This is a genomic window from Enterococcus sp. 12C11_DIV0727, from assembly GCF_002148425.2.
GTDB classification, from domain to species: domain Bacteria; phylum Bacillota; class Bacilli; order Lactobacillales; family Enterococcaceae; genus Enterococcus_L; species Enterococcus_L lemimoniae.
Map to the genome: position 1 here is coordinate 1,330,883 of NZ_CP147248.1, position 25,552 is coordinate 1,356,434.

At 36.5% G+C, this 25,552-nt stretch carries 29 protein-coding genes and 1 other annotated feature; of the genes, 5 read left to right on the top strand and 24 right to left on the bottom strand.

Annotated elements, in window-relative coordinates:
• Positions 1 to 197 precede the first annotated feature (197 nt).
• Together mutY and recX are read right to left on the bottom strand one after the other, a co-directional pair.
• Positions 198 to 1,373, bottom strand: coding sequence for an A/G-specific adenine glycosylase (mutY, locus tag A5866_RS06360; RefSeq protein WP_086444048.1), 1,176 nt, complete (start codon positions 1,371 to 1,373; stop codon positions 198 to 200).
• Positions 1,363 to 2,163 carry a recombination regulator RecX gene (gene recX / locus A5866_RS06365; RefSeq protein WP_086444047.1) on the bottom strand — a complete coding sequence of 267 codons (801 nt, stop codon included), beginning with the start codon at positions 2,161 to 2,163 and terminating at the stop codon, positions 1,363 to 1,365. Before recX ends, mutY begins: the two co-directional genes overlap by 11 nt.
• A 137-nt stretch (positions 2,164 to 2,300) precedes the next feature.
• On the opposite strand from recX, the gene rlmD reads away from it, so the two are divergent.
• On the top strand, positions 2,301 to 3,671 hold the full coding sequence (gene rlmD, locus A5866_RS06370; RefSeq protein ID WP_086278792.1) for a 23S rRNA (uracil(1939)-C(5))-methyltransferase RlmD: 1,371 nt from the start codon (positions 2,301 to 2,303) through the stop codon (positions 3,669 to 3,671).
• Positions 3,672 to 3,754: 83 nt separating this feature from the next.
• Here rlmD and A5866_RS06375 read toward each other — a convergent pair whose 3' ends face one another.
• The 5 genes from A5866_RS06375 to A5866_RS06395 form a co-directional block, all read right to left on the bottom strand.
• Complete coding sequence (locus A5866_RS06375; protein WP_086278791.1) at positions 3,755 to 4,012, bottom strand: zinc ribbon domain-containing protein; 258 nt, start codon at positions 4,010 to 4,012, stop codon at positions 3,755 to 3,757.
• A gap of 303 nt (positions 4,013 to 4,315) precedes the next feature.
• Positions 4,316 to 5,740 (bottom strand): glycoside hydrolase family 1 protein, encoded by a 1,425-nt coding sequence (locus tag A5866_RS06380; RefSeq protein WP_086278790.1) that lies wholly within the window; start codon positions 5,738 to 5,740, stop codon positions 4,316 to 4,318.
• An 18-nt stretch (positions 5,741 to 5,758) separates the two neighbouring features.
• On the bottom strand, positions 5,759 to 6,103 hold the full coding sequence (locus A5866_RS06385) for a PTS lactose/cellobiose transporter subunit IIA (protein ID WP_086278789.1): 345 nt from the start codon (positions 6,101 to 6,103) through the stop codon (positions 5,759 to 5,761).
• A 3-nt stretch (positions 6,104 to 6,106) separates the two neighbouring features.
• A complete protein-coding gene (locus tag A5866_RS06390) occupies positions 6,107 to 7,360 on the bottom strand; it encodes a PTS sugar transporter subunit IIC (protein WP_086278788.1) in 1,254 nt (417 codons plus the stop codon).
• A 19-nt stretch (positions 7,361 to 7,379) separates the two neighbouring features.
• Positions 7,380 to 7,703, bottom strand: a complete 324-nt coding sequence (locus A5866_RS06395) for a PTS sugar transporter subunit IIB (RefSeq protein ID WP_086444046.1) — start codon at positions 7,701 to 7,703, stop codon at positions 7,380 to 7,382.
• A 596-nt stretch (positions 7,704 to 8,299) separates the two neighbouring features.
• Between A5866_RS06395 and A5866_RS06400 the strand changes: the two genes are divergently transcribed.
• On the top strand, positions 8,300 to 10,198 hold the full coding sequence (locus A5866_RS06400) for a BglG family transcription antiterminator (RefSeq protein ID WP_086444045.1): 1,899 nt from the start codon (positions 8,300 to 8,302) through the stop codon (positions 10,196 to 10,198).
• Between the two features lie 90 nt (positions 10,199 to 10,288).
• Here A5866_RS06400 and A5866_RS06405 read toward each other — a convergent pair whose 3' ends face one another.
• From A5866_RS06405 to rplK, 5 genes are all read right to left on the bottom strand, one after another.
• Positions 10,289 to 10,531: a GlsB/YeaQ/YmgE family stress response membrane protein gene (locus A5866_RS06405; protein WP_176271410.1), complete on the bottom strand. Its 243-nt coding sequence runs from the start codon at positions 10,529 to 10,531 to the stop codon at positions 10,289 to 10,291.
• Between the two features lie 299 nt (positions 10,532 to 10,830).
• Positions 10,831 to 11,196 carry a 50S ribosomal protein L7/L12 gene (gene rplL, locus A5866_RS06410; RefSeq protein ID WP_086278784.1) on the bottom strand — a complete coding sequence of 122 codons (366 nt, stop codon included), beginning with the start codon at positions 11,194 to 11,196 and terminating at the stop codon, positions 10,831 to 10,833.
• Positions 11,197 to 11,256: 60 nt separating this feature from the next.
• Positions 11,257 to 11,757, bottom strand: coding sequence for a 50S ribosomal protein L10 (rplJ, locus tag A5866_RS06415; protein ID WP_086278783.1), 501 nt, complete (start codon positions 11,755 to 11,757; stop codon positions 11,257 to 11,259).
• 128 nt (positions 11,758 to 11,885) lie between these two features.
• Positions 11,886 to 12,013, bottom strand: a sequence feature (ribosomal protein L10 leader region).
• 68 nt (positions 12,014 to 12,081) lie between these two features.
• The gene (rplA, locus tag A5866_RS06420; protein ID WP_086278782.1) at positions 12,082 to 12,771 is read right to left on the bottom strand and encodes a 50S ribosomal protein L1; all 690 of its coding nucleotides are present in this window, start codon (positions 12,769 to 12,771) and stop codon (positions 12,082 to 12,084) included.
• A gap of 111 nt (positions 12,772 to 12,882) precedes the next feature.
• Positions 12,883 to 13,305 (bottom strand): 50S ribosomal protein L11, encoded by a 423-nt coding sequence (rplK, locus tag A5866_RS06425; RefSeq protein WP_010765779.1) that lies wholly within the window; start codon positions 13,303 to 13,305, stop codon positions 12,883 to 12,885.
• Between the two features lie 302 nt (positions 13,306 to 13,607).
• Between rplK and sdaAB the strand changes: the two genes are divergently transcribed.
• Complete coding sequence (gene sdaAB / locus A5866_RS06430; protein ID WP_086444044.1) at positions 13,608 to 14,276, top strand: L-serine ammonia-lyase, iron-sulfur-dependent subunit beta; 669 nt, start codon at positions 13,608 to 13,610, stop codon at positions 14,274 to 14,276.
• A gap of 25 nt (positions 14,277 to 14,301) precedes the next feature.
• Positions 14,302 to 15,189 (top strand): L-serine ammonia-lyase, iron-sulfur-dependent, subunit alpha, encoded by an 888-nt coding sequence (sdaAA, locus tag A5866_RS06435; protein ID WP_086444043.1) that lies wholly within the window; start codon positions 14,302 to 14,304, stop codon positions 15,187 to 15,189.
• A gap of 48 nt (positions 15,190 to 15,237) precedes the next feature.
• Here sdaAA and A5866_RS06440 read toward each other — a convergent pair whose 3' ends face one another.
• From A5866_RS06440 to rpmG, 11 genes are all read right to left on the bottom strand, one after another.
• Positions 15,238 to 15,684: a carboxymuconolactone decarboxylase family protein gene (locus A5866_RS06440; RefSeq protein ID WP_086444042.1), complete on the bottom strand. Its 447-nt coding sequence runs from the start codon at positions 15,682 to 15,684 to the stop codon at positions 15,238 to 15,240.
• 73 nt (positions 15,685 to 15,757) lie between these two features.
• A complete protein-coding gene (locus tag A5866_RS06445) occupies positions 15,758 to 16,618 on the bottom strand; it encodes a sigma-70 family RNA polymerase sigma factor (protein WP_086278778.1) in 861 nt (286 codons plus the stop codon).
• Between the two features lie 149 nt (positions 16,619 to 16,767).
• Positions 16,768 to 17,667 carry a ribokinase gene (gene rbsK, locus A5866_RS06450; RefSeq protein WP_086278777.1) on the bottom strand — a complete coding sequence of 300 codons (900 nt, stop codon included), beginning with the start codon at positions 17,665 to 17,667 and terminating at the stop codon, positions 16,768 to 16,770.
• A 16-nt stretch (positions 17,668 to 17,683) separates the two neighbouring features.
• A complete protein-coding gene (locus A5866_RS06455) occupies positions 17,684 to 18,151 on the bottom strand; it encodes a GNAT family N-acetyltransferase (protein WP_086444041.1) in 468 nt (155 codons plus the stop codon).
• Between the two features lie 45 nt (positions 18,152 to 18,196).
• Complete coding sequence (gene dcuC / locus A5866_RS06460) at positions 18,197 to 19,570, bottom strand: C4-dicarboxylate transporter DcuC (RefSeq protein ID WP_086444040.1); 1,374 nt, start codon at positions 19,568 to 19,570, stop codon at positions 18,197 to 18,199.
• Positions 19,571 to 19,585: 15 nt separating this feature from the next.
• On the bottom strand, positions 19,586 to 20,506 hold the full coding sequence (gene rihC / locus A5866_RS06465; RefSeq protein WP_086444039.1) for a ribonucleoside hydrolase RihC: 921 nt from the start codon (positions 20,504 to 20,506) through the stop codon (positions 19,586 to 19,588).
• Between the two features lie 144 nt (positions 20,507 to 20,650).
• Positions 20,651 to 21,667, bottom strand: coding sequence for a LacI family DNA-binding transcriptional regulator (locus tag A5866_RS06470; protein WP_086278773.1), 1,017 nt, complete (start codon positions 21,665 to 21,667; stop codon positions 20,651 to 20,653).
• 76 nt (positions 21,668 to 21,743) lie between these two features.
• Entirely contained in the window at positions 21,744 to 22,610 is an 867-nt protein-coding gene (locus A5866_RS06475; RefSeq protein ID WP_086444038.1) for an alpha/beta fold hydrolase, read from the bottom strand.
• A 112-nt stretch (positions 22,611 to 22,722) separates the two neighbouring features.
• On the bottom strand, positions 22,723 to 23,265 hold the full coding sequence (gene nusG, locus A5866_RS06480) for a transcription termination/antitermination protein NusG (protein ID WP_010773265.1): 543 nt from the start codon (positions 23,263 to 23,265) through the stop codon (positions 22,723 to 22,725).
• Between the two features lie 174 nt (positions 23,266 to 23,439).
• Positions 23,440 to 23,610, bottom strand: coding sequence for a preprotein translocase subunit SecE (gene secE, locus A5866_RS06485; RefSeq protein ID WP_086278771.1), 171 nt, complete (start codon positions 23,608 to 23,610; stop codon positions 23,440 to 23,442).
• A 17-nt stretch (positions 23,611 to 23,627) separates the two neighbouring features.
• On the bottom strand, positions 23,628 to 23,780 hold the full coding sequence (rpmG, locus tag A5866_RS06490; RefSeq protein WP_010760564.1) for a 50S ribosomal protein L33: 153 nt from the start codon (positions 23,778 to 23,780) through the stop codon (positions 23,628 to 23,630).
• Positions 23,781 to 23,928: 148 nt separating this feature from the next.
• Between rpmG and cbpA the strand changes: the two genes are divergently transcribed.
• Entirely contained in the window at positions 23,929 to 24,573 is a 645-nt protein-coding gene (gene cbpA / locus A5866_RS06495) for a cyclic di-AMP binding protein CbpA (RefSeq protein ID WP_086278770.1), read from the top strand.
• A 42-nt stretch (positions 24,574 to 24,615) separates the two neighbouring features.
• Here cbpA and murB read toward each other — a convergent pair whose 3' ends face one another.
• On the bottom strand, positions 24,616 to 25,515 hold the full coding sequence (gene murB, locus A5866_RS06500) for a UDP-N-acetylmuramate dehydrogenase (protein ID WP_086444037.1): 900 nt from the start codon (positions 25,513 to 25,515) through the stop codon (positions 24,616 to 24,618).
• Positions 25,516 to 25,552 lie beyond the last annotated feature (37 nt).

Below are 25,552 nucleotides of genomic sequence, written 5' to 3' on the forward strand. Positions count from 1 at the left end.
TTCAATCTACTAGCTCTAAACAGAGCTAGACCGTGAAATTGATTAAAATACATGACATATCTCCACCATTCCACCACTAAAACTAGTATAACATTAAATCAAAATGAGAAAAAGCCTATTTCTACCGCTATTTTCAGCAAAATTCTGGTGCGAATCTCCTAGGCTTTTTATGTGCACTTGGGGTTTGCACCAAGAAATTATTCTTTTTTTCTAAATTCTTTTTTGTACAGATCTAACATCTTTTGCTGGGGTTTTGGAAAAACATAGTTTGAGAATGTTTCTTTTGTTGCCCAAGTTTGGTTTTCATTTTTAGCTGTTAATCCTGTTTGACGCCCATAGAAAACTAGGATATGCCATTTTAAATGACTGAAAATATGTGTTACTTCACCTAAGGTTCGCTTTTGCCAAACAACTTGTGAATGATCTTCGAAAATTTCTGGATTTTCTTCAGCAACTAACAGTGGTTCTTCAAAATCAAGTGATAGTTGCTGATCATCTTTCACCCACATTTTCTGTAGAAATTCAAAGCGGTCTTTGCTGACTTCTGCAATTGGAAACAACCACATATTCGCTAGTAAGCCTTTAGAATCACGCTGTTCTAATAAAAATTCTTGCTGATTATTTTCAATGATTCCTCCGATATAATAAACATCTTTTGGTTTCATTTTTTTTGATTTAACTGGAAAATTTGTCATCGTATTATTTTTGTAACTCAAGCAATACGATTGGATTGGACACTCTTCACATTTTGGTGATGTCGGGGTACAAATACCTGAACCCAGATCCATCATTGCCTGATTAAAATCACCTGGCCGCTTCTGATCAATGATTCTATACATTGCTTCTTCAAACACTTTTCGACTGCTTGGTTTGGCAATATCATCACTGATCTCAAACAAACGGCTGACCACCCGCATAACATTGCCATCGATCGCAGGTTCGGGGATTTGAAAAGCAATACTGCCAATCGCACCAGCCGTGTATGGGCCAATTCCTTTTAGTTGGAGAATTTCTTCAATGGTTTGAGGCATCTGACCGTCAAACTCAGTCATGATCTGTTGCGCTGCAACTTTTAAATTTCTTGCTCTTGAATAGTAACCTAACCCTTCCCATGCTTTCAATAAACGATCATCTGGTGCCTCAGCTAAGTCTTTGATCGTTGGAAACCACTCCATAAAACGATAATAATAATCGATCACCGTATCCACACGAGTCTGTTGTAACATGATTTCTGAAATCCAAATACGATATGGATCTAAATTAACACGCCAAGGTAAATTTCGCTTTTCTTTTTCATACCAATTAATAAACTCTTCTTGAAAAGCCTGTAGTTCAGTAGCACTCCAAGTTTCCCAATACTTCTCATACTTCATTCTCTAATTCCTTTTCATCAAAATATTGCTGAATCAAATCTGAGTCAAAACGTTTTTGAAACAGCCCTTGTTTAACTTTCATCACACGTTTATAGGGATCCAATTTACGGTGTTTTTCCCATAATTTATCTCCTTCTTTTCTGATCACATCTAATTCTTGTTCTTCATCTTTTTCAAAGGATAGCTCTTCAAGTGCTAAATCAATCACTTCCCGATTGAACCCTTTTTGCATCAAGTGCATTTGAACTTTTTGTACAGCATCTTTAAAACTCTTTGTTCGATAACGTCTCATCGCTTTTTCAGCTGTTGCTTTTGCTACTTCTACTTGATCATCCATAGTATAAAAAGTTAACCCATGTTGAATGTCTTCTTCATTCAAGCCTTTTCGTTTTAGTTGTTGTTCGATCATTTTGGGTCCTTTATCACTTGTTCGCATTAAGGTACGGACATAACTTTCACTAAAAATTTTATCGTCTAAGAGGTTCATTTCTTCCAGGCGGATCACAATTGTTTTGCGATCTTCTGGCAAGATTTCTTTTTCCTTTAAATAATCTAAAATTTCTTTTTTTGAGCGTAATTGATAACTCAGATAATTTAAAGACATTTGTAAACCAACATCATAAGAACCTGATTTTTTTATTTGTTCGATCTCAGATTCTGTTAATTCTTGGCCTTTTAATAGGCGCTGACGAACTAAGGTATCCTCTGAGACCCGTAATTTTTCTCCTGAAGACAGCCAGATAAGATAAAACTGACCTTTGTCTTTGGTGATTTTTGTAATTGTTTCCATCTTTCTCCGCCTTTCTAGTGAGAACATATATTCTACTATAACATACATTTGCTAGAAGCTAAACTAGGCAAATTGTGCTAAAATAAGAAATATCGTTATATTTGATTAACAGATCTTCGGATCAAAAGGATGGAATTATGACCACACAACTTTTAAAAGAGGGACAAACGATCCCTTTAAAAATAAAACGTTTAGGAATCAACGGAGAAGGTATTGGCTATTATAAAAAGACGATTGTTTTTGTTCCAGGCGCTTTACCAAAAGAAGATGTCTCAGTGGAAATCACTAAAATAGCTCCACGTTTTGTGGAAGGACAATTAAAAAAGATAGTAAAGGCAGCACCTGAACGGGTTGTACCACCCTGTCCTGTTTATGAAACATGCGGTGGCTGTCAGCTGCAGCATTTAGCTTATCCGGCCCAGCTACTTTTCAAAAAAGATTTATTGAAGCAATCATTAAATAAATTCAGACCAAGAAATTTTGAAAACTATTCAACACCTAAAACTATGGGAATGAAAAATCCTTGGAATTATCGTAATAAAGCGCAATTTCAACTACGTAAAATCGATGGTGAAGTTGAAGCTGGTCTTTATCAAGCTGATTCTCATCGCCTAGTTCCTATCGATGATTGTCTAGTTCAACAACCTGCGACAACTAAAGTCATGAACGCCTTGGTAGAATTGCTGAACAAATACCAGTTGCCAATCTATAACGAACGGAAAAACAGTGGCATTTTCCGAACACTCATGGTGCGTGTCGGTATTAAAACGAATGAAGTTCAGGTCGTTTTTATCACACAATCCGTAAAATTCCCACAAAAAAAAGCCTTGATCGATGAAATTACGCAGCACTTACCAGAAGTGGTATCGATCATGCAAAACGTTCAAAACAAAAGAACTTCAATCGTCATGGGTGATGAGACAATCCATGTTTGGGGCAAAGAAAGTATTGAAGAGAAGATCAATGAAATAACCTTCGATTTATCTCCTAGAGCATTTTTCCAGTTAAATCCTGAACAAACTGAAGTGTTATACAGCGAAGCTGTGAAAGCGTTGGATTTACAGCCCAACGAAACAGTTGTAGATGCTTACTGTGGTGTTGGAACAATTGGTTTAAGTATTGCTAAACAAGCGAAAGAAGTTCGTGGAATGGATATTATTCCAGCTGCGATCGAAGATGCAAAAATGAATGCTGAACGCTTAGGTGTCACAAATACCCATTATGAAGTAGGAACAGCCGAAGAGTTGCTACCAGAATGGTTTCAGAATGGTTTTAAACCTGATGCGATCATTGTTGATCCACCAAGAACTGGATTGGATCAAAAGCTACTAAAAGCAATCTTAAAGCAACCTCCGAAGAAGATGGTTTATATCTCTTGTAACGTATCCACACTTGCAAAAGACTTGGTTGATTTAACTAAAGTCTTTGATGTGCAATACTTACAATCTGTAGATATGTTTCCACAAACTGCACGTTGCGAAGTGGTTGTGAAATTGACTAAGAGGTAACATGCTAAAATAAGAAAAACCGAAGATTAAAAATCATGAAAAAGATTTTTAATCTTCGGTTTTTTAGTGATTCTAAAGCTCAACTATTTTTTCCAACGATCTAATTTTTTTAATTGAAATGGATAAAATGTTGATAAAAAGAACTGACCAATACCACTACCGCTTCCTCTGCAATTCTTTTTTCCTCTTGCTAACATCTGATCATAGGTAATATCTGGTTCAATAAATTGACCATTTTCATAACATAAATGACAATATTTTTCTGATAATGACCCCCTTGATTCTGTCCCATGGGTACTTTCTTCCAGTGGCATACCGCAGCTTTGACAAAATTTACTCATAATTTCACCTCTATGATACACCAAGTTTTATGAATAAAATTCCTTATGGTAGAAATGTCGGTTTGGTCATAGAAGTAACTGATCCTGATAAATTAACTCATTATTTCACTAAATTATCGGAAGATGCGACAAATGTCATGTCTTACAAAAAACAGACTGGTCGGAATTATTCGGTCAGGTAACAGATAAGTTCGGGATTAATTGGTCGTTTAATTTGATTTAAATTTTTAAGCTAAAAATTAATTGCAAAGAAGTGACAGAGACAAAACTCTATGAGCTGTATCTTCGTCACTTCTTTTATTCTTAAAGCTGTTCCCCATTACTTGCAATCACTTGCTTCATCCAAACGTAACTATCCTTTAAATAACGTTTTTGACTTCCCTTTCCATAATCATCTTGATCTACATAAATAAACCCGTAGCGTTTACTCATTTCCGAAGAAGAGCAGCTAATAATATCGATGGGTCCCCAAGCACAATATCCCCTAAGATCAACACCGTCTTTGATTGCTTCTTTCATTTGCTCGATATGTGCTCGGTAATAATCGATGCGATAGTCATCGTGAACACTACCATCTTCTTCTAACTGATCATAACAACCAATACCATTTTCAGTGATATAGATTGGACATTGATAACGATCATAAAAGGAATTTAATAACGTTCTTAACCCAAGTGGATCGATCGTCCACCCCCAAGGATTTGCAGGAAGTGATTTATTTCGATAAGGCTCATCGTGTTTAGCATCGCAAATTTGAGTATAGTAATAAGAAAATGATAGATAATCGGCTGTATTTTTTAAAATTGTTTCATCTTCTTCAGCAAATTCAAGCTTAATGCCATGTTCTTCAAAATAACGAAACGCATAACCTGGATAATATCCTCGTAGTAATACATCGGCAAAGAAATACTGCATTTGGTTGATTTTCAAGGTTGCTAGCACATCTTCTGGATTACAAGTAGCCGCATATTCTGGCCCGCCACAAAGCATCATTCCAACTTGATAATTTTCATCGACCTGATGAGCGTATTCAGTAGCCAAAGCTGTTGCTACTATCATATGATGAACGCCCTGATATTTCGCTTGCTGCAGATTTTCCACTTGATCCTCTGCGATACCTAAATGGTTGAACGATTCATGACCGATCAAATTGATTTGATTGATGACAATCCAATATTTTACTTTGCCTTGATAGCGGTCAAAAATAACTTTACAATAGCGAACAAAGAAATCAACTACTTCTCTTGAATACCAACCTTGATAATTCAATGTAAGGTTCAGTGGCATTTCATAATGAGAAAGAGTGATCATCGGTTCCATCCCATTAGCAATAATTTCATCAATCAATTTATCATAAAAAAGTAGCCCTGCTTCATTTGGTTCCAGTTCATCACCATTTGGGAAAATCCGTGACCAATCGATTGATGTTCTAAATAACTTTAGCCCCATCTCTCCTAGTAACTTTAAATCTGCTGGATACGTTTCTTTAAAATTGATCCCCCATCTTTTCGGGAAAATCCCTGTTTTACTATGAAGAGCTTCTTCAATATAGGTTGTAGAAATCTCAGCATTCGATCTTTTTTCTAGTGGTAGATCCGCTCTAAATTCATTGATATCCGCAACGCTTGTGCCTTTGCCTTCATATTCATAAGCGCCTTCACATTGATTAGCTGCAACAGCTCCGCCCCATAAAAAATCTTTTGGAAATCCAGTTGGTACCTGATACATAGCTTTGGCCTCTTTTCTTTATTTTTTTTCAAGTAATGATAAGCGTTCATCAATTTGTTTCGCTATTTTAATCAAGTGATTAGCCATGTTGATTTCACTATAAATCGTCATTAAAGTATCCTGAGCATGTGTAAACAATAGTGAATGCTCATGTACATTGACTTCTTCACTCATTTCACTTTGAATTGCCTCTGTCTGAACTTTATGTGCCGCTGTTATATTGGTTTTAGCAACTTTCATTTCTTCAGCTGCTGTTTCAAAATCGTTTTTCTCAGTTGCAATAAGGGCATTTTTACAATTAACTCTAGCATCTCCAGCAAATAAAATAATTTTCATGGCTTGTTGTGACAATAAATCGTCCATCTATTAAGCCTCCTTCAACGTTTGATTTTCTGCTTTGGTTTCTTGATCATCGTATGCTTTGAAAAATGGATACCAAATAACCGTAGATATCGCAAAAATGACCAGCATTAAAATAATTCCAGTGATTGTCCCGGTCGTAAACCACGTAGCAAATGGAAATGGACAATACCATAATTCAAATTGAACTTTAGGAATTGGCGCAAAGGGAATGACTTTTGTAAAAATATAAATCACTATTGGCAAAACAATTCCCTGTAGCCACATTGGAATCATCAATAACGGATTCCACGCAACTGCTCCAAAAATCACGGGTTCATTAATATTAAAAATTGATGGCACAATACAAGCTTTCCCTAATGCACTGATTTTCTTAGAGCGAGCCCGCATCATCATTAGCACCAGCGGCATCGTACAACCAATCCCTCCAATCCATAGATAAGCTGAGTATAAAGTACTGCTTGTCACCAAATTTAAGGTTTCAACAGAAGCCGTACCATTTTGAACAAGGGCAATATTTTCTGCAATCGCTTTTAGTAAAACGGGCTGTACCACAGGCGTTAGTACCCAAGTAGAAATCCCCATAGAATAAAGGAAGCAAATCAAGAACATCATTCCCACAAAACCTCCAGGTGATTCCATAAAACTAGATAGCGGCATGAAAATACTTAAAACAATATTATATAAATCCACTTTCATGATCAACACAACGACCCAGCCAAAAAGAATAATAATGCCGATCGGTAACATTGAATCAAACCAAGCTCTAACAAAATCTGGAATCACAGATTCTTCTTTAAAGAACGTAAATTTCCCTAAAGTTACTAAAACAAATCCAGCAATCAAGCCCGCAACAATTGCCACAAACATCCCGCCAGCACCTAGTGCATCATGTCCAAAACCGACCACACCATCTTTTTCGATTTGTGGTGAAATAATCATCAAGAACAGCACTAAACCGCTCATTCCAGCTACAATTCTTTGTTTGCGCAATCTTTTTTTCTCCATTAAGTTAAAAGGGATCAAGAAAGCCACAAACAATGAAATTTTGCCCATCGTCCAGCCAAAAGGCACCCAAAAACTTGGTAGAGCTGGAAAATATTCATTCAAAATAGCCAACATTGAAAAAATCGACCCTAAGAAAATAAAAGGCAACGTCTGCATGATTGAATCTTTAATACTGACAATCCAAGGATTATTGTTTACTTTGTTCATTTTAGGTGAGAAACTATTTTCCAACCAAAAGATCAACTTATTCATATTTACGTCTCCTTTTTCTTCACTGTTCGTCTTCTTTTAACGAACTTAGCAAGTGTTCAACTGCAGCATCCCCATCTAGCGTTGCATAGTATTCTTTTTTCATCAAAATCACTTTAACTGGAAATCCGTGAATAATCTCATCAATTTCATCAATGATATATTCAAGATGCGGTCCAACCATCAAAGCATCGATCTCCTCAATATAATTCTCGATCTCCGATTCACTTCTTGCAACAATACTCATGTCTAAATTTTTTACTTTGGCCGCCTTGCGCATATTGGCTGCCATAAACCCACTACTGGCACCTGACCCACAGACTAATAATACGTTTAAATCACTCATGTTTTCTCCTCCTAATTTAAAAGCATAGCGGGCTCGTCCAGTCTCGACTGAAAAATAGGAAAATCTGTTTGTGACGCTTTTTGTCACAGGCAGATTTTCTCTTTTTTCCGAGACCTTCAATCCTTAGAGCTTTAGCTCTTAGGAATTGATGAGATCGAAGTAGAGCGTAGTGACTAGCCCGCATAGCTAGATAACATATGGTAACAACGTTCCACTTCACTTCAACTTGTACTTTTCAACATTTTAATAACAGAAGGACGCAACGTTCCTTTCAGTCACCTTGTACCAAGTCTTTTCGTGCGACGAGTAATCGCAGGAGCATTCAACATCAACTCAGTTCTTCGTTGTGTTTCTTGGCATGTTTCAAAGTAAAAGCGTAGCAGGCTCGTTCAACTCCGACTGGAAAAAAGAAGCTACCGCTTTTTTCGAATAAAGCAAAATCAGCTTGTTACTATATTCTTATCATCTATGATTTACACTTCTCTATCAAATATGATTTTTTCCTCGTCTTCTCAGTTTAGCGGAAACAACTGTACTTGATTTGTTATTTAAAAGCACGAATAATAGAGGATATAAAAAAGAGAGGAGCAGACATTGTGTCCTTAAACAAGAAAGAAACGGCCCTAGTAAAGCTATTAATCCAACATCACAATTGGTTATCTGCAACTTATCTAGCAGAAGCGTTATCTACATCAACACGAACGATTCGCAATTATGTATCGCGAATCAATCAAAGTGCGAAGCTTGAAATGATCCAATCTTCTAGGCAAGGTTATAAAATCGATAATACACTTAGAATCGAAGATTTTATTTCTCGAACTGAGCAAGATCTAAATACGCCTATTGAGCGTATAAATTACTTGATGAACCTATTGATCAAGCATAAAAATGTCGATTACTTTGATGTAGCAGAAATATTATTTGTCAGCATTCCAACTATTGAAAAAGATACCCTCCGCTTACGTAAAAAAATGTCTAAATATCATTTGAAAATCATCAAACATGGGCATTTTCTAAGTATGGAAGGTGATGAATCAAACTTTAGAAAACTGGCTGGCGATATGTTACAAGATGAAGCTTTACAAAACTTTCAATCTTTGGACCATATTCAGACAATCTTTCCAGAGATTTCTATTGAGACGATCCAAAAAATCGTGATCGACCGCTTAAGTAGCCAGCACCTTTATATTAATGGTTATGCAATCAACAGTTTATTACTACACATTGCCATCGCTATCAATCGTCAGCTCCATCATCAACGCTTTGAGACAGATCTTATTCCTGAACTATTTACGAAGGATCAACTTGAATATTTACTTGCTACTCAGATTGGAAAAGATCTCGATCAAGCTTTTGCTGTCGAAATGGACCTTTATGAAATCAACAATCTAACTCTCTTATTAATGACTAAAATCTCTCCAGCTAACGACGCCTTTTTGAAAAATTACATGGAAACTTCAGTTTATACATTTATTTCAACTATGATGGAAACCGTTGCAGAAAAATATTTTATTACACATATCTCAGATGAATTAGTTTTGAACTTAGCGATCCACGTTTCCAACTTGATCTCACGAGCAAAAAACGGAAAACAAGTTCGGAATCCATTATCTGAAGAAATCAAACAATCTTATGCTTTCATTTATGAAGTAGCTGTTTTTATAGCTAAACAAATTCAAAAACATATCAATATTCCAATTTCAGATGATGAAATCACGTTTATTGCGCTTCATATTGGTTCTTATTTTGAGGAAAAATTCGAGACTGAGAATAAATTAAGTTGTGTGATTTATACACCGGAATACTATGATATGCACCAACGTTTGATTTATAAAATTAGTGATACATTCAAATCTAGTTTAAATATTTTAGGAACTTTTTATCGATTGGACACTGAAAGTTTAGCAAAAATAAAGCAAGCAGATTTAACTCTAGCAACTATTGAATTGAAGGAGCTGACGCATGTCGTCCAAATTTCACCATTTTTCTCAGGAAAAGATACTGAAAAAATCCAACAATCCATCCAAATAGTGAAACAGGAGAAATTACTGAACGCATTAAAAGAAAGCATTCAAACTTACTTAACACCTGAACGATTTCAACGAAATATTTATTTAAAAAATCCTACTGAATATATTGATTATTTGGGTACTCAATTGGTTGAACATAACTTTATAGATACTCACTTTATTGAATTAATCAATGAGCGCGAAAAAATGTCAGCCACTTCATTCAATAATTCAGTAGCTTTACCTCATGCGATTGAAATGAGTGCAAATAAAACGGGGATCTCGATTATTTTAAACGATCAACCTGTCAAATGGGGAACCCACTACGTGCAAGTCATCATCATGATCGTTATGAATCAGAATGATATGAAAAAATTTAGGCAATTATTTGATTTTATGATTGATACATTTTCAAATCAGAAAAAATTGGAAAACCTTTTAAAGGTTGAAGATTATGAAGAGTTTATTGATGAATTGTTCAATTAATTATTATTTAAATAGGCCCCTTAAAGAATTTAGTAAATAAGAAAACCGCCAGGAGAATTTGATCTCATAGCGGTTTTCTACTTGTGCAGCTTACTTTTTACCTACAAAAAAGGAAACGACTGCAACTAAAATTACAGCACCGATAATTGATGGAAATAATGCCATACCGGCAACTTGTGGTCCCCAACTTCCTAGAAGTGATTGACCGATTGATGAACCGACAAGACCCGCAATAATATTGAAAATCCAGCCCATCGATTTACCTTTACTTGTGATTGCCCCGGCAATTGCACCGATAACACCACCTACGATTAAAACCCATAACCAATGCATAATGTGCCCCCCTTATTTTTAAAAGTGTAGCGACCTTGCGAAACTAGATAACATCTAGGGCAACGAACACGTACTTTTAAATAGAATAACTATAAAAATGATTACTTTGTTATGTTAACAGATTATCGACTTTCTTGCGAAAGAAATGCATTTTACATTTGCTTTATATCATTTTTTTATCACTTTATCTTCATTCCTTCTATTCTTTTCTTCACTACTATACTTTTTTATATTATTTTATAATACAAAAAAAGCTAGAATCCAAATGGATTCTAGCTTGAAATTTAATCTTAAAAAGATTATTTTACTGTTACTGAAGCGCCAACTTCTTCTAAAGCAGCTTTTAAAGCTTCTGCTTCATCTTTAGAAACGCCTTCTTTAACTGGTGCAGGAGCGCCATCAACTACAGCTTTAGCTTCTTTCAAGCCAAGACCAGTTGCTTCACGAACTGCTTTGATAACTTTAACTTTTTGATCTCCAGCTGCAGTTAATTCTACAGTGAATTCAGTTTGTTCTTCGCCAGCTGCTGCTGCAGGGCCTGCAGCTGCTACAGGAGCTGCTGCAGATACGTCAAATTTTTCTTCAATAGCTTTTACTAAGTCGTTTAATTCTAAAATAGTTGCGCCTTCTAATTCTGCAACAATGTTTTCAATGTTCAATGCCATTATGGTTTCCTCCGTTTTAATAATTCATTATTTTTAGTTTAATTTATTGCTAAGCTGCAATTATGCAACTTCTTCTTCTTTTTCTGCCACTGCTTTGACAGCGTAAGCCACTTGTCTGACTGGCGCTTGTAATACAGATAATAGCATAGAAAGTAGTCCATCGCGACTTGGAAGTTTTGCTAAAGATGTCATTTCTTCTACTGAAGATACTTTACCTTCAATAATGCCACCTTTGATTTCCAATGCTTTGGCAGTACTTGCAAATTCGTCGATGATTTTAGCAGGTGCTACTACATCGTCGTTACTGAAAGCGACTGCTGTAGGGCCTGTAAATACTTCGTCCATACCTTCTAATCCAGCTTTTTTAGCTGCACGTGAAAGAATAGAGTTTTTGATAACTTTCATTTCAACATTTGCATCACGCAATTGTTTACGTAAGTTTGTCACTTCTTCTACAGTTAAACCACGGTAGTCAACAATGACTACAGAAGCTGCTGCTTGGAACTTAGCTGTTGCTTCTTCGACTAAGGTTTCTTTTTTAGCGATTGCTGCTTCACTCATTTATTTTCACCTCCTGATGATTGATGGGTAGAGCTTGGGTTATCATAAGTTAGTTAGAAGCTTCTAAAGAAACTTCGCTCACTTTGTTCGCCAAGTATTGTTTTACATCGTCTTTTTTTCAAAAAGTCGTGTAAAACAACAAAACTCCATGCCACCGTTGACATAGAGGGACGTAATTGTATGTATCAACAATTGTCCTCGGTAGGAAATTAAGACTTGCGTCACCTACTGTCTTCGGTACAGTTAATTATTAACCTCACTCACTTTACCATACGGAAAGTGAGTGAGTCAAGAATAAATTTAAAATTCATTCAACTTTTCTAATTAGAAAGAAGCTTGGTCAACGTGGATTCCAGGTCCAAATGTTGTTGTTACTGAAATGTTTTTAATATATTGACCTTTTGCTGCTGATGGTTTAGCTTTCAACAATACATCGTTGATTGTATTGAAGTTTTCTAGTAATTTTTCATTATCAAATGAAACTTTACCGATTGGTACGTGGATGTTTCCAGCTTTGTCAACACGGTAAGTTACTTTACCAGCTTTTACTTCGTTAACAGCTTTTGTTACGTCCATTGTTACAGTACCAGTTTTAGGGTTAGGCATAAGACCTTTAGGACCTAAGACACGACCTAATTTACCAACTTCAGCCATCATGTCTGGAGTTGCTACAACTACGTCAAAGCCAAACCAGCCACCTTGGATTTTTTGAACCATGTCAGCATCGCCTACGTAATCAGCGCCAGCAGCTTCCGCTTCTTTCGCTTTTTCGCCTTTAGCGAAAACTAAAACGCTTTGTGTTTTACCAGTTCCGTTAGGTAATACTACTGCACCACGGATTTGTTGGTCTGCTTTTTTAGGGTCTACATTTAAACGGTAAGCAACTTCAACAGTTGCGTCAAATTTTGCAATATTTGTTTCTTTAGCCAAAGCGATTGCTTCTGCTACAGGGTAAACTTTTGTTGCTTCAACTTTTTTTAATGCATCTTGCATTTTTTTGCTTTTTTTAGCCATTTTGTTTCCTCCTTGATTGTGGTTATAACGGTCGAACCTCCCACGTAATTCATATCTTTGAATATGAAATAAACTGAGAAGCTACTTCTTTGGGTTCTATTAGAATAAAAATTATCCTACAGTGATTCCCATGCTTCTTGCAGTTCCTTCAACCATGCGCATAGCCGCTTCAACGTCTGCTGCGTTTAGGTCTGCCATTTTAAGTTCAGCGATTTCTTTCACTTGATCTTTAGTAACGTTCGCTACTTTTGTTTTGTTTGGCTCACCAGAACCTTTTTCGATTTTTGCAGCTTTTTTCAATAATACTGCAGCTGGTGGTGTTTTTGTAATAAATGTAAATGAACGATCTTCATATACAGAGATTACAACTGGAATGATCAAACCAGCTTGATCAGCTGTACGAGCGTTGAATTCTTTAGTGAATCCCATAATGTTGATACCCGCTTGACCTAGTGCTGGACCTACTGGTGGAGCTGGTGTTGCTTTACCTGCAGGAATTTGCAATTTAACTAATTTTTCTACTTTTTTTGCCACGAGACATACCTCCTTGAGTCCGTGATGTGGTTAATTGGAGATGAAGATTTCTCCTCCCACGTTATTCTTTGACGAATCAAAGAAAACCTGTATGCAAAAATGCACACTTAAATAGTATACTCTGCTTCTGATTAAATTTCAATACCCTTTCACTCTTTTTATCCTTTGTTTTTGCAATTGAAATGAGAAGAAGATAAGTTTTTCTCGCATTTTTATTACGCTTCTAGTTTCTTCGCCATAATTATGATAGACTTTCGTTAGAAAAATCCCGATTTTAAATCAAAGGACAGGTGAAATAAACAATGGAAAATTTACGTTATAGAAGTGTTTTTGACATTATCGGTCCCGTTATGATTGGACCAAGTAGTTCTCATACTGCTGGAGCTGCCCGAATTGGTAAGATTGTCCGTAGCATTTTTGGTGAACAACCAGAAACAGTAGATATTTATTTGTATGAATCATTTGCAAAAACCTATCGAGGTCACGGTACAGACATCGCCTTAGTTGGTGGTCTTCTCGATATGGAGCCTGATGATGAGCGCCTTGCTGATTCCTTAAAAATCGCCCATGAACGGGATATGGAAGTTTTATTTGTGCCTCTTAAAGAAAAGGCTGAGCATCCAAATTCAGTCAAATTGCTGGTTTCTAAGGGAGATCGAAAACTTTCTGTCACTGGAATCTCAATTGGTGGCGGAAATATTCAAATTTCGGAGCTAAACGGTTTTAAGCTTTCATTGACGATGGGAACCCCAACCTTTATTATCGTGCATCAAGATGTCCCAGGAATGATCGCCAAGGTCACTAATCTGCTCTCTGATACAGATATCAATATTGGTACTATGACTGTGACCCGTGAATCAAAAGGGGAAAAAGCCATCATGATCATCGAGATCGATCATGCGGATATTGGTGATATCACGATGAAGTTAGTACAGATCCCTCATATTTATAGTGTAAATTATTTTGATTAATTTAAATTAAAGGAGCAAACTAGTTATGTTTCTATCTATAAAAGAATTAGTGCAACAAGCGGAAAATTTTTCATCAGTTGCTGAATTGATGATCACAACTGAGATTGAAAATCATGGTCATAGCCGAGAACGAATCATTGAAACCATGGAACGAAATCTGGCTGTTATGAAGCAATCGATCGAAGAAGGTGTGGATGGCGTAACTTCGGTCACGGGTATTACTGGTGGCGATGCCGTGCGTATGAATGACTATATTCAAGCAGGAAACTTTTTAAGCGGTGAAACAATTTTAACGGCGGTCAGAAATGCCGTTGCAGTCAATGAAGTCAATGCAAACATGGGCTTGATCTGTGCAACACCCACTGCTGGAAGTGCTGGAGTCGTCCCTGGTGTGTTGATGGCAGCAATTGAAAAGCTACAGCTGACGCATGAACAGCAATTAGATTTCTTGTTTACAGCCGGCGCTTTTGGTCTGGTCATTGCAAATAATTCCTCAATCAGTGGGGCTGAAGGCGGCTGCCAAGCCGAAGTAGGTTCAGCTAGTGCTATGGCAAGTGCTGCTTTAGTTTGTGCAGCTGGTGGTACTGCTGGGCAAGCAGCTCAAGCAATTGCGATTACTTTAAAAAATATGATGGGGTTGATTTGTGATCCTGTAGCAGGACTTGTTGAAGTTCCCTGTGTAAAACGAAATGCATTAGGATCATCGCAAGCTTTTATTTCAGCAGACATGGCATTGGCTGGTATCCGTAGTGTGATACCACCAGATGAAGTTGTCGCTGCAATGTATCAAGTTGGTCGTCAAATGCCACAGATTTTTAAAGAAACAGCTGAAGGTGGCTTAGCCGTAACACCCACTGCTCAACGATTAGCAAAAGAAATCTTGGATAATCAAACTGAGAATACAACAAAATAATAAGAAAAACAGCCGCTAAAACGTCAGCATTTTAGCAGCTGTTCTTTTTTAATCCATTTTTGGTTGTAATAATGTAGTGATGCCAATTCGATTATACAGATTGATCGTCCCAATCAATACCAACAATTCTCCAATTTCTTTTTCATTGTAATATTGTTGTAGCTCTTGATAGGTCTTATCACTTACACCACCTTGATGGATCAGCGTGATTTCCTTCGTAAAAGCTAGAACTGCACGTTCTTCTGCTGTATAAAAAACGGCTTCTTCCCAGGCCACTAATCCAATGACTCTTTGTAATGTCTCCCCTTTTGCTAAGGCATCTTTTGAATGCATATCAATACAAAAGACACAGCCGTTTAATTGAGAAGCATAGATTTTAATCAGTTCCTGTAAGCTTTCACTGATACTGCCAGTTTTTCCAATTTGATCTAGTTCAGCAATTTTTTGATAAGCTGCACTATTTTCTTTTGGTAATAAAAATCTTGTTTTGCTCATTTTATGATCCCCTTTGATCTATATTTGTTGTTACACTTATAAGACCAATCAGCAGTATAAAACGTGACAGCATTTATAAAATATTTTTCAACTTATCAGGATTGTTAATAATAAAAATATGCTGGATCTTCGTTTTTTCTTGGTTTAGTCCTAAAAATAAGATACTTTTCAATTGGTTTTGCTCTTTAATAAAGAGACAAGGTTGTTGATAAATCTCACCGATAACACGTTCATCACCAAAAAAATCGTGTGGCATAACACCTTTTAAAAAAGTAAGGATCCGAGTTGCTTTGATCAAAGTTCTTAGTGGTGCACGACGTTTTTGCCCACCATCAATCGACATTTTCGCTTCAGTGGTTAAATAACCCAACAACGGTGCTAAATCCCCACTTTCGATACTGAAGTTGAACAGATCAATAAATTTTTGGTTTTCAGCTTGGCTGGTATTGTCCACAGAAATATCGTTATCCTTAACTGCATTCTTAGCTCGACTTAATAGCTTGCGACTATTTTCATCTGTAATATCCAACAATTCTCCAATTTCCTTATGAGAATAGGTAAACACTTCTTTCATCAGAAAAACCACACGTTCTTGCGGAGTCAATTGTTCTAAAATAACTAATAAAGCGTAGGTGATTTTTTCTTTGCCAATCAAAGGATCTTCTGAATATTCTATTTCTGGTTCCGGAATCCATGGTCCGTAATAATCCACACGCTGAACTTGGGCAGAATTCAGGTAATTGATTGAGCGATTAACAACTAGCTTGGATAAAAAAGCTTTAGGATTTTTTATCAACGTAAAATCCTGTTCCAACCACTTCAACTGAACTTCTTGTAAAATATCTTCTGCTTCTTCTTTCGAGTGACAGATTTGATAAGCAATTGAATAGAGTAAAATGTTGAATTTTTCAAAAATCAAAATAGCTTCATCCATTATTAGGCTTCCTCATTTCAAGTAATCATTGTTTTGTTCATACAACTAGTACCTTATTATAGTTGGTATTATGATTCAATACAATGTTGAACGAAATGCTAAAAAACCATCTCCTTCAGTAGTGAAAGAAATGGTAGTTTTAGTTGTTCTTAAAATGCTTCAATTTCAGCTAATGTCGGCATTCCAGTTTGGGCGCCCAATTTAGTGATTGAGAGAGTGGCACCTTTGCCAGAGAGTTTAATTGCCTCTGGAATTGCCATACCTTTGGCTAGACAGGCAGCTAAAATCCCATTAAAAGTATCCCCAGCCCCCGTTGTATCCACAATCGCAACTTTTTCTGCTGGAATAGTCACAACGTTACTCTCAGTTGTATAGGAAATTCCAGCACCGCCACGAGTGACAATCAGTTGTGTATGATTCGCTTGTGACCAGTTCAACATTTCCTGTTCAAATTGATTAGCATGCGCGATCGAATGTCCTAATAAACCTTCAAATTCTGTTTCATTTGGCGTAATAATATCCACAAACGGTAGCATTTCAACAACTTTTTCATTATACGGAGCAGGATTTAAAATCGTGATTGCTCCTTTGTCTTTGGCATACTTCAAACCATTTTGCACAGTCGTTATTGGAATTTCCAACTGTGTTAAAAGGACATCTTGCTCATTTACTTTTTTGTTTAATTCATTCGTGACATCAGTCAAAAGCATATTAGCACCTGGCAAAACAACAATTGCATTGTCTTCTTTTAACTTGAAAATCGATGCTACGCCTGTAAATATGTTTTTTTCAACCGTTACTGCATTCACATCGATGTGCTCTTTTTCTAAGTGCTTGTACACCTTTGAACCAAATGTATCGTCACCGATTTTCCCAATCAAGGAAACCTCAGCTCCTACTCTGGAAGCTGCAACTGCTTGATTAGCGCCTTTGCCACCAACATAATAATCAATGGTCTCTCCTAGCAGTGTTTCTCCAACCTTTGGTAACCGATCTGTTTCCATGACCATATCCATATTGATACTGCCTAAAACTATAACTTTTTTCATCGCGGACTCTCCTTACTTATATTTTCTTCAAATACTTATAGAAAGAACCCAGATGCTCTCTTTCAACTTCAGTGTATGCTGAAATTTTTTCAAAACCATGCTTTCTAAAAAAAGGCTGCATGTTGAGATTGGAGTGATTTGTACTTGAATAAATATGTTTCCCATTTTTTTCTTTTATACTATTTATTATATCATTCAGTAAGTTTGATGCATAACCATTAGATAAATAGTTAGGATCGGTGGCAATACGTCTTAAAATATAGGTATCTTGATCCAAAATATCTACGGTAGCCACCGCCACTATCTGACCATCATCAACTAGTTTATACAAACATTGCGCAGCGATATCCTGTTGAACGATTTGTTCATTAGGATAATCGTTCGTCCACTGGTAAACCTCTGTTTGATGCATATATTGTTTTGCCGCTTCATACAAATCATTGATTTCTAGATAGTCGATTGCTTCAGCTAACATTATTTTCATTTAGACTCATCTCCGAAAAAGGCAGTTCAGCTCCTACAATTCACATTAATACGGTAGTAACAGAATCGATAATACAATCACAGAAATGATGCCGATAATGGTAGGCACACTAGTCCTTTTTAAAATACGAACTGGACTTACTCCAACAGTTGAAGCGACGATCATCACAACTGCTGCTACCGGTGAAATTGTTCTTGCTAAGTTTGCAATCATTTGCATTGGTAAAGAAATCAAAATTCCGTCAATTCCCGCTTTAGCTGCAATATCAGGAATCAATTCGATTACTGCATAAAACATCGCTAAACCGCCACCGCTTAAAATACCAAACAACGTAGTGGCACCGCTAAAGATCAATGTTGTGACCAAGCCAGCGGAAGCTGATGATTCCACCGATGCCATCAAATTGTCAATAATTCCTAAAGACTGCACAGCAGTTGTAAATAATGAACCACCAACCACTAACATAACAACTTGACTAAACCCTTGTCCCATCCCTTTAAACATTTCCGCAGCAGAATCTTGAATGCTCTTATAAGAACGATGTCTAATCGTTTCAAACGCAACGGCAATGAAAAACGAAATGAATGTCAAAACAAAAATATCCATTTGAATCCCTTTAACAAACATACTTGTGATTCCAACGACTAAAATTAAAATCAGTGGTAGTAATGGTAACAACGCATAAATTTTCGGTGTATCAGACTCTTCTTGTTCAGCTAGTCCATCATTTTCGATTGCAACAAAAGCTGAAGCTCCCTCTTTTTTATCACAATATTTTTGCCAGAAATAATGAGCAACAGCCATAATCAATAACGTAGGAATTGAAATTTTTGCATTCCAAGCAACGTAGGTCAATAAATCATAATCCAGTGTTTGTGCTGCAATCACATTATCTGCTCCAAGTGGTGTCGGCATGATTGTTGCTGTCATTGCGATTACACCTGCAGCAGTCAATGAGGAAATCCCCATACTAGCTAACATTGGATACAATATCGCCATCAAAATAATCGCTAAACTAGATGCGCTTGGTACTACTAAGGACATTAAATTACCAACTAAAAATACAAGAGGAACAAACAACGCTTTTGATTTGATTTTTTGTAGCGGCTTCACTAAAATATTGACCGCCACTTGATTGGCTCCGATCACGTTCATATAACCAGAGTAACCAAATAAAATCATGATCACGATTCCGGCTGAGCTAACTTGAGCAATGATCGTATCTTTAAATTTTAAAAAGATATCAAAGAAGGCTAAACCAGTTCCTTCACCCGCTGGATACAATGGATGACCTAATAAAACAGCAAACAATAACAAAATCAATGCTCCACTGATTAAACTCAAAGCAGGATGATAGTTTTTGATAATCAAATAGGCAACAAGAGCTAAAACAACTAATACTAATAGTGACTCAATCATAGTATGTCTCCCTTTTTAATTTATTTTTTCTAAATTTGAAACAACCCATTTTTGAAATGCTGGAATGTCAATATCTAAACAGACTGTTGCATTTGTTGTATCATGATATTTCATTTTCAAGTCGGCAACTGTAGCACCAGCGGCTGGACCTTCTAAAGCGATTTCAACAAAGGTTTCTTGAACAGTAAATAAGGTAGGATCAGTTAAATAGGCAATGGCGCAAACGTCGTGCATTTTTAATCCTGTCTGTAAACTCCCACCGCGATAATGCTGGAACAGTGAGTAAAACATATTGCCAACTTTGCCAAATTCTTTGATTTTTTCAGTTTCATTTTTTGTTAACACTGCTGTACTTGTAACGTCTAGACCAACCATCACGATCGGGATATCTGATTGAAAAACGATTTGAGCAGCATGGGGATCTACGTATGTGTTAAATTCTGCACTTGTATTGGTATTTCCTCTAGATAATGAACCGCCCATCATAACGATTTCTTTGATACTTTGTTTCGTTTCTGGATACATACTTAGTAGTAATGCGATATTGGTTAAAGCTGCGATAGGAACCAACGTGATCGGTTCTGCACTAGAAAGAATGCATTCTCTCATGGCCTCTACTGCATGGATATCAAGCGCATTTACTGTAGCTTGTGGGAAATCATAGCCATCCATCCCACTTTCACCATGAATTTCAGCAGAATCTTCAAGTTGAATCAACAAGGGTTTATCACACCCTTTAGCAACAGGCACTTGTTTTCCAAAAAATGTTACTAATTTCAATGTGTTCTCAGTTGTTTTGTGTACGTTTACATTTCCAGCAACGGTTGTAAGCAACTTAACGTCTAATTCTGGGTGATTAAGAGCGATTGATAACGCTACTGCGTCGTCTATTCCTGGGTCTGTGTCAATAATGATTGGTCGTTTTTCTTTCACCATAAAGCCTTCCTCCTTCTTAGGTTAAGCGCATTACCAAATTGGTATAAAAAAATACCTTTTCAATAATCAAAAAAGCATTTTCTAGATTAATCGCTTAACCTATCTGTCTATTATGATAGCGTTTTATTTTTGGTTAGTCAACTACTATTTTATTTTTTTAACACTTTCACCTTTAAATAGGCTTGGTTTCAAAATAATCGTCTCAGTTCTTTTCTTGTGTTTTGTCAGCCGCTCTTTCAATAGAGTAACTGCTTGTTCTGTTAACGCAAAGATATTTTGCTCTACTGTTGCTAAGGAAAGGCCTAAAATATCTGCCATTTCTAAGCGGTCATAGCCAATGATCGAAAGATCTTCTGGGATTGCTTTACCACTGACTAAGGCTTGCTTCAATACACCAAAGGCAACCATATCATTAGCTGTAAGCACAGCCGTCACATCTGACAATAAAAACAGTTCTTGGGCTTTTTCCATACCATATTTAAAGCGATAGCCTGTTTCAATAATATACTCTTCCCTCACTTCTAAACCATAACTTTGGAGTGCTTCTCGATAGCCTTCAATACGATCAAGTGTACTGGGAACTTTAAAATCTCCTGTCATAAAGGCAATATTTTGATGACCATTTTCAAGAAGATATTCCGTTGCAAGCTTACCGCCTGCTAGGCTGTCAAAATAAACTTGATTGATCCCAGTGAAAGAGACATGCCTATCTACTAAAATAAATGGCGCATCGATCTCTTTCAAGAATCGTTCTTGTTCCTCTTTGGATGAAAAAGACTCATTTGATAAAGCAATGATCAATCCGTCAACGCCGCGATTTAACAACATTTGTATCAAATTTTTTTCTACGGCAAAATCATCATTTGAATTGACGATAATCGTTAAATAACCCAATGCTCTAAATTGTTCTTCTAATTGTTTACATAGCTTAGAAAAGAACGGATTTTCAATATCTGGAATAACAACGCCTATGGTTTGAGAAGCATTTTTTGCTAGACTTTGCGCAGCTATATTCGGAACATAGTTCAATTCCTTAGCAATTGTTTTGATTTCTTGTTTCTTTTTTTCAGAAATTCTAGAAGGCTTATCATTTAAAACTAAAGAAACCGCAGCTTCAGATACATTCGCCATTTTTGCAATATCTTTCATTCTAACTTTCATGACTCTCTCCTTTTCAATCCAGCCAAGGTAAAAGCAGATTCCGTTAAGAGCCGCTTTTATCTGACCGTTCTATTTCTTAGTTCCACAAAAAATCTGTAACAAGCTGATCAACTTCTGTATTTTCATGTAATTGGCTGTGCTGCGCTGATTTTCCGTAAAAAATCTTCTCTTCTACTTGATTGCCATGTGCCTTGAACAATGAAACAACACTTAAAGCATCTGCTACCGGAACAGCTTCATCACTTAAACTACCATCTTGCACATCTCCTGCGATGATCAATACGTCCATTGCAACGGGTACTTTATCGATGCCACTGACATAATCAGCGTATCTTTCACTTTGGATTGCCGGCCCATTCGTGATGACTGCTTCAAGTGTCTCTCCATTTGATAATTCCACAAAGTTATTAAATGGCGCTGCTATCCCAACAAATTTATTGATTTTAGGTAGACTCGGGTCATCACCATAAGTCGATAAAAATCGTAAAGAACTGGCTCCTCCCATAGAATGTCCCACAAGATTGACTTGCGTTACCTTATAAGTCTCCCGAAGATAGCTTAAACAATTTTTGATCCACTCAGCCTGATTCCATTCATTATTTTTATTGTCTTCAAACAGAACTTGAATGCTGGGATTATCTTTTTTACCCGTTAGTTTCCCTTTTGCTTGAATGGAACCTTTAGCACTAACAGTCAAGACCAGCTCCTTTTTCGTACGATCATTCTTTTCTATCCGTTTGATCATACGGCCAAAGGAATTATTACCACCGCTATATCCATGAATAAATAATGTTGGAACAGCTGTTTTTTGAAGGGTTTCACTTGTTGTTGAATTTTTATGATCTTGTTGATTTTCATTTTGAGCTGCTTTTTTATCAGTACAGCCAACAAACACTAGCAAGAGACAGACAATTACGAATAAATAATGCTGCTTTTTCTTCATTTTACCACCTTTTCAAGCTTCGCTATAGTATAAGAGAGCAGGTCAAAACTAGTGTTTAGTTTTGCTCCACTCTCTATCTGCCAAAACAAACATGTCTTAGCGTTCTATTTTTTTAGATTGAATCTACTTGCTCAAAGTCTAATTCTGTACTTGTTTCACGACCGAACATATCGATATTCACTTTTAATTTTTGACGTTCTTCATCAACCTCAGTTACTTCACCTTCAAGACCAGAAAAGGCCCCTTCGATGATGCGGACTGTATCACCTAGTGCAACATCCAAATCAGATTGACGTGTGCTCATACCAATCGAACGCAAGATATGATTGATTTCTTCTTGTAATAAAGGAGCTGGTTTACTTCCGGCACCATGTGAGCCGACAAACCCAGTAACACCTGGTGTATTACGGACTACATACCAAGAATCATCTGTCATCGTCATTTCTACCAAAACATAACCTGGGAAAGTTTTATGAACGATCTCTTTTGATTTACCATTTTTGACTTCTGTTTCAGTTTCTTCTGGAACGACGACGCGGAAAATAAAATCTCCCATGCCCATGCTTTGTGCACGTGATTCAATGTTTGCTTTTACTTTGTTTTCATAGCCAGAGTACGTATGTAATACATACCAATTCTTTTCAAATGATTCCATTTCTGATTCGGCTCCTTTGGTTTATTAGTTGGTTGAAATAATACTTCAAGAGTAACAAGTTGAATCTTGCCACTCATTTGATTTTTTTCATGTGAAAATAAAAAAACCTCAGTTCCCCGAAGTTTTTCCTCACTTGTAATTATAGCACTATCTGTACTTAAATACTAGTTTGAATTACTTAAGAATCCAACCAAATGCTGTTTGGATCACTGTATCCATTACAAAGAATAATGCAGCAAAAATGATTGATGTTTCGATAACAACCAACGTATCCTTGCGTAATTGTTTTTTAGATGGCCAAGTCACTTGCTTCATCTCATCTTTAACACTACGTAAAAATTTCATTTGAACTCCTCCTATATCTATTTCGTCTCTTTATGTAACGTGTATTTTTGACAGTATTTACAGAATTTTTTGATTTCTAACCGTTCTCCACGTTTTCCTTCACTGACGGCTTTAGAATAGTTTCTGGAGCCACAATCTGAACAAGCAAGTGCTGATTTTTTTGTTGCCATTGTTCAACCTCCTCTATTCACAAATTTACTCAACAACAGTATCATTCTTTCAGTAAAATGTCAATGGATACTCAATAAACTATGGTTTTCTTACAAATTATGTTATCATTACTTTGTTAGATGAATTTAACCTACGGGAGGTCAAACTATGTTATTAAAATCCGTTGTTATAAAAAAGAAAAATCTTACAACAGTCAATGAATCTTGTACTTTGGAAGAAGCATTAACCATCCTTGAAGATTCAGGTTATCGTTGTGTGCCGATCTTAGATGAATCGGAAAAGATTTTTAGAGGAAATATCTATAAAATGCACATCTACCGCCATAAAGCAAACGGTGGAGATATGACTTTACCAGTGACTTATTTATTAAAAAATGCAACTAAATTTATTTTTGTCAACACATCCTTTTTCAAAGTTTTCTTTACAATCAAAGAATTACCTTACATTGCTGTGTTAGATGAAAACAACTATTTTTATGGCATTTTAACGCACAGTACGTTATTGAATATTCTCGCTCAATCTTGGAATATTGAACGTGGTAGTTACGTTTTAACAATCGCTACAACAGGTAAACAAGGCGATCTAGCTGCCATGACGAAAATCATTGCAAAGCATAGCAGTATTGCCAGCTGTATTACTCTGGATATCGGTGAAGACGAGTTTATCCGCCGTACCTTGATTACTTTACCTGCAGAAACGTCTGAAGAGACCTGTGCAGTAATTGTTGAGAATTTAGAGCGTAAGAATCTTAAGGTCGTTGAGATCGAAGATTTGCAAGCAAGTGCTGAATAATAATAAAAAGAAGCCTTTTAATGAAAGGCTTCTTTTTTATTATCATTCTTCACCAATAATTCGGACTTCTGTTTCCAAGACAACATCAAATTTTTCTTTGATCACTTGTTGGATATGCGCAATCAATTCTACATAATCAGTCGCTGTAGCGTGATCGATATTCACGATAAAGCCAGCGTGCTTTTCTGAAATTTGAGCACCGCCCCACTTCAATCCTTGTAGCCCAGCATCCTGAATTAATTTTCCAGTAAAATGTCCTTCCGGACGTTTAAAGACGCTACCACAAGAAGGGTACTCTAATGGTTGTTTCGACTCTCTAAGTTCAGTCAACTCTTCCATTTGACTCTTGATTACATTGGGCTCACCTTTTTCTAAAGAAAAAGTTGCTTCTAAAACAATACAGTGCATTTTTTGAATTGTACTGTGACGATATGAAAAGTGCATCTCTTCATTCTTCAATGTTTTGATGGTTCCATCTTCTAACAAAACATCTACACTTGTGAAAACATCTTTGATTTCCCCACCATAAGCTCCAGCGTTCATATAGACTGCTCCACCAATACTCCCTGGAATACCACAAGCAAATTCAAAACCAGTCAAATCATGCTCTAATGCAACATACGTTGTATCAATCAATTTTGCTCCAGCTTCAACAATGATTTGGTTTTCTTGAACTGTAATTTGTTTCATGTTCTCTAACATGATCACCATACCGCGAATACCGCCATCACGAACAATCAAATTGCTCGCATTCCCTAAAACAAGCCAAGGAATATCGTGTCCACGGCAATATTCAACTAAGGTCGTTACTTCAGCTTGGGATTTTGGAAAAGCCAAAACATCTACAGGTCCACCCGTTTTAGTAAAAGTAAAATTCATCAAAGGTTCATCAAATAGTAAAGTTATCTCGGTTAAGTCATTCATCATTTCAATTTTATTCATCGAAAGTCGTTCCTTTCTTTCAAACATCCTATTTATT

Excerpts from the sequence above, each read along its gene's own strand:
- A5866_RS06445 (WP_086278778.1), bottom strand. The coding sequence starts at position 16,618 with ATGGATGAAGCTATTTTGATTTTTGAAAAATTCAACATTTTACTCTAT.
- A5866_RS06375 (WP_086278791.1), bottom strand. The coding sequence starts at position 4,012 with ATGAGTAAATTTTGTCAAAGCTGCGGTATGCCACTGGAAGAAAGTACC.
- secE (WP_086278771.1), bottom strand. The coding sequence starts at position 23,610 with ATGAAATTTTTACGTAGTGTTAAAGATGAGATGAAGCAAGTGACTTGG.
- A5866_RS06380 (WP_086278790.1), bottom strand. The coding sequence starts at position 5,740 with ATGTATCAGGTACCAACTGGATTTCCAAAAGATTTTTTATGGGGCGGA.
- A5866_RS06455 (WP_086444041.1), bottom strand. The coding sequence starts at position 18,151 with ATGAAAATAATGTTAGCTGAAGCAATCGACTATCTAGAAATCAATGAT.
- rplJ (WP_086278783.1), bottom strand. The coding sequence starts at position 11,757 with ATGAGTGAAGCAGCAATCGCTAAAAAAGAAACCTTAGTCGAAGAAGCA.
- rbsK (WP_086278777.1), bottom strand. The coding sequence starts at position 17,667 with ATGAAAAAAGTTATAGTTTTAGGCAGTATCAATATGGATATGGTCATG.
- A5866_RS06405 (WP_176271410.1), bottom strand. The coding sequence starts at position 10,531 with ATGCATTGGTTATGGGTTTTAATCGTAGGTGGTGTTATCGGTGCAATT.
- nusG (WP_010773265.1), bottom strand. The coding sequence starts at position 23,265 with ATGGAATCATTTGAAAAGAATTGGTATGTATTACATACGTACTCTGGC.
- recX (WP_086444047.1), bottom strand. The coding sequence starts at position 2,163 with ATGGAAACAATTACAAAAATCACCAAAGACAAAGGTCAGTTTTATCTT.
- A5866_RS06470 (WP_086278773.1), bottom strand. The coding sequence starts at position 21,667 with ATGAAAGTTAGAATGAAAGATATTGCAAAAATGGCGAATGTATCTGAA.
- rplL (WP_086278784.1), bottom strand. The coding sequence starts at position 11,196 with ATGGCATTGAACATTGAAAACATTGTTGCAGAATTAGAAGGCGCAACT.
- rpmG (WP_010760564.1), bottom strand. The coding sequence starts at position 23,780 with ATGGCAACAAAAAAATCAGCACTTGCTTGTTCAGATTGTGGCTCCAGA.
- murB (WP_086444037.1), bottom strand. The coding sequence starts at position 25,515 with ATGAATAAAATTGAAATGATGAATGACTTAACCGAGATAACTTTACTA.
- sdaAB (WP_086444044.1), top strand. The coding sequence starts at position 13,608 with ATGGAAAATTTACGTTATAGAAGTGTTTTTGACATTATCGGTCCCGTT.
- A5866_RS06440 (WP_086444042.1), bottom strand. The coding sequence starts at position 15,684 with ATGAGCAAAACAAGATTTTTATTACCAAAAGAAAATAGTGCAGCTTAT.
- sdaAA (WP_086444043.1), top strand. The coding sequence starts at position 14,302 with ATGTTTCTATCTATAAAAGAATTAGTGCAACAAGCGGAAAATTTTTCA.
- rplA (WP_086278782.1), bottom strand. The coding sequence starts at position 12,771 with ATGGCTAAAAAAAGCAAAAAAATGCAAGATGCATTAAAAAAAGTTGAA.
- rihC (WP_086444039.1), bottom strand. The coding sequence starts at position 20,506 with ATGGTGAAAGAAAAACGACCAATCATTATTGACACAGACCCAGGAATA.
- mutY (WP_086444048.1), bottom strand. The coding sequence starts at position 1,373 with ATGAAGTATGAGAAGTATTGGGAAACTTGGAGTGCTACTGAACTACAG.
- A5866_RS06475 (WP_086444038.1), bottom strand. The coding sequence starts at position 22,610 with ATGAAGAAAAAGCAGCATTATTTATTCGTAATTGTCTGTCTCTTGCTA.
- rlmD (WP_086278792.1), top strand. The coding sequence starts at position 2,301 with ATGACCACACAACTTTTAAAAGAGGGACAAACGATCCCTTTAAAAATA.
- A5866_RS06385 (WP_086278789.1), bottom strand. The coding sequence starts at position 6,103 with ATGGACGATTTATTGTCACAACAAGCCATGAAAATTATTTTATTTGCT.
- A5866_RS06390 (WP_086278788.1), bottom strand. The coding sequence starts at position 7,360 with ATGAATAAGTTGATCTTTTGGTTGGAAAATAGTTTCTCACCTAAAATG.
- A5866_RS06395 (WP_086444046.1), bottom strand. The coding sequence starts at position 7,703 with ATGAGTGATTTAAACGTATTATTAGTCTGTGGGTCAGGTGCCAGTAGT.
- dcuC (WP_086444040.1), bottom strand. The coding sequence starts at position 19,570 with ATGATTGAGTCACTATTAGTATTAGTTGTTTTAGCTCTTGTTGCCTAT.
- cbpA (WP_086278770.1), top strand. The coding sequence starts at position 23,929 with ATGTTATTAAAATCCGTTGTTATAAAAAAGAAAAATCTTACAACAGTC.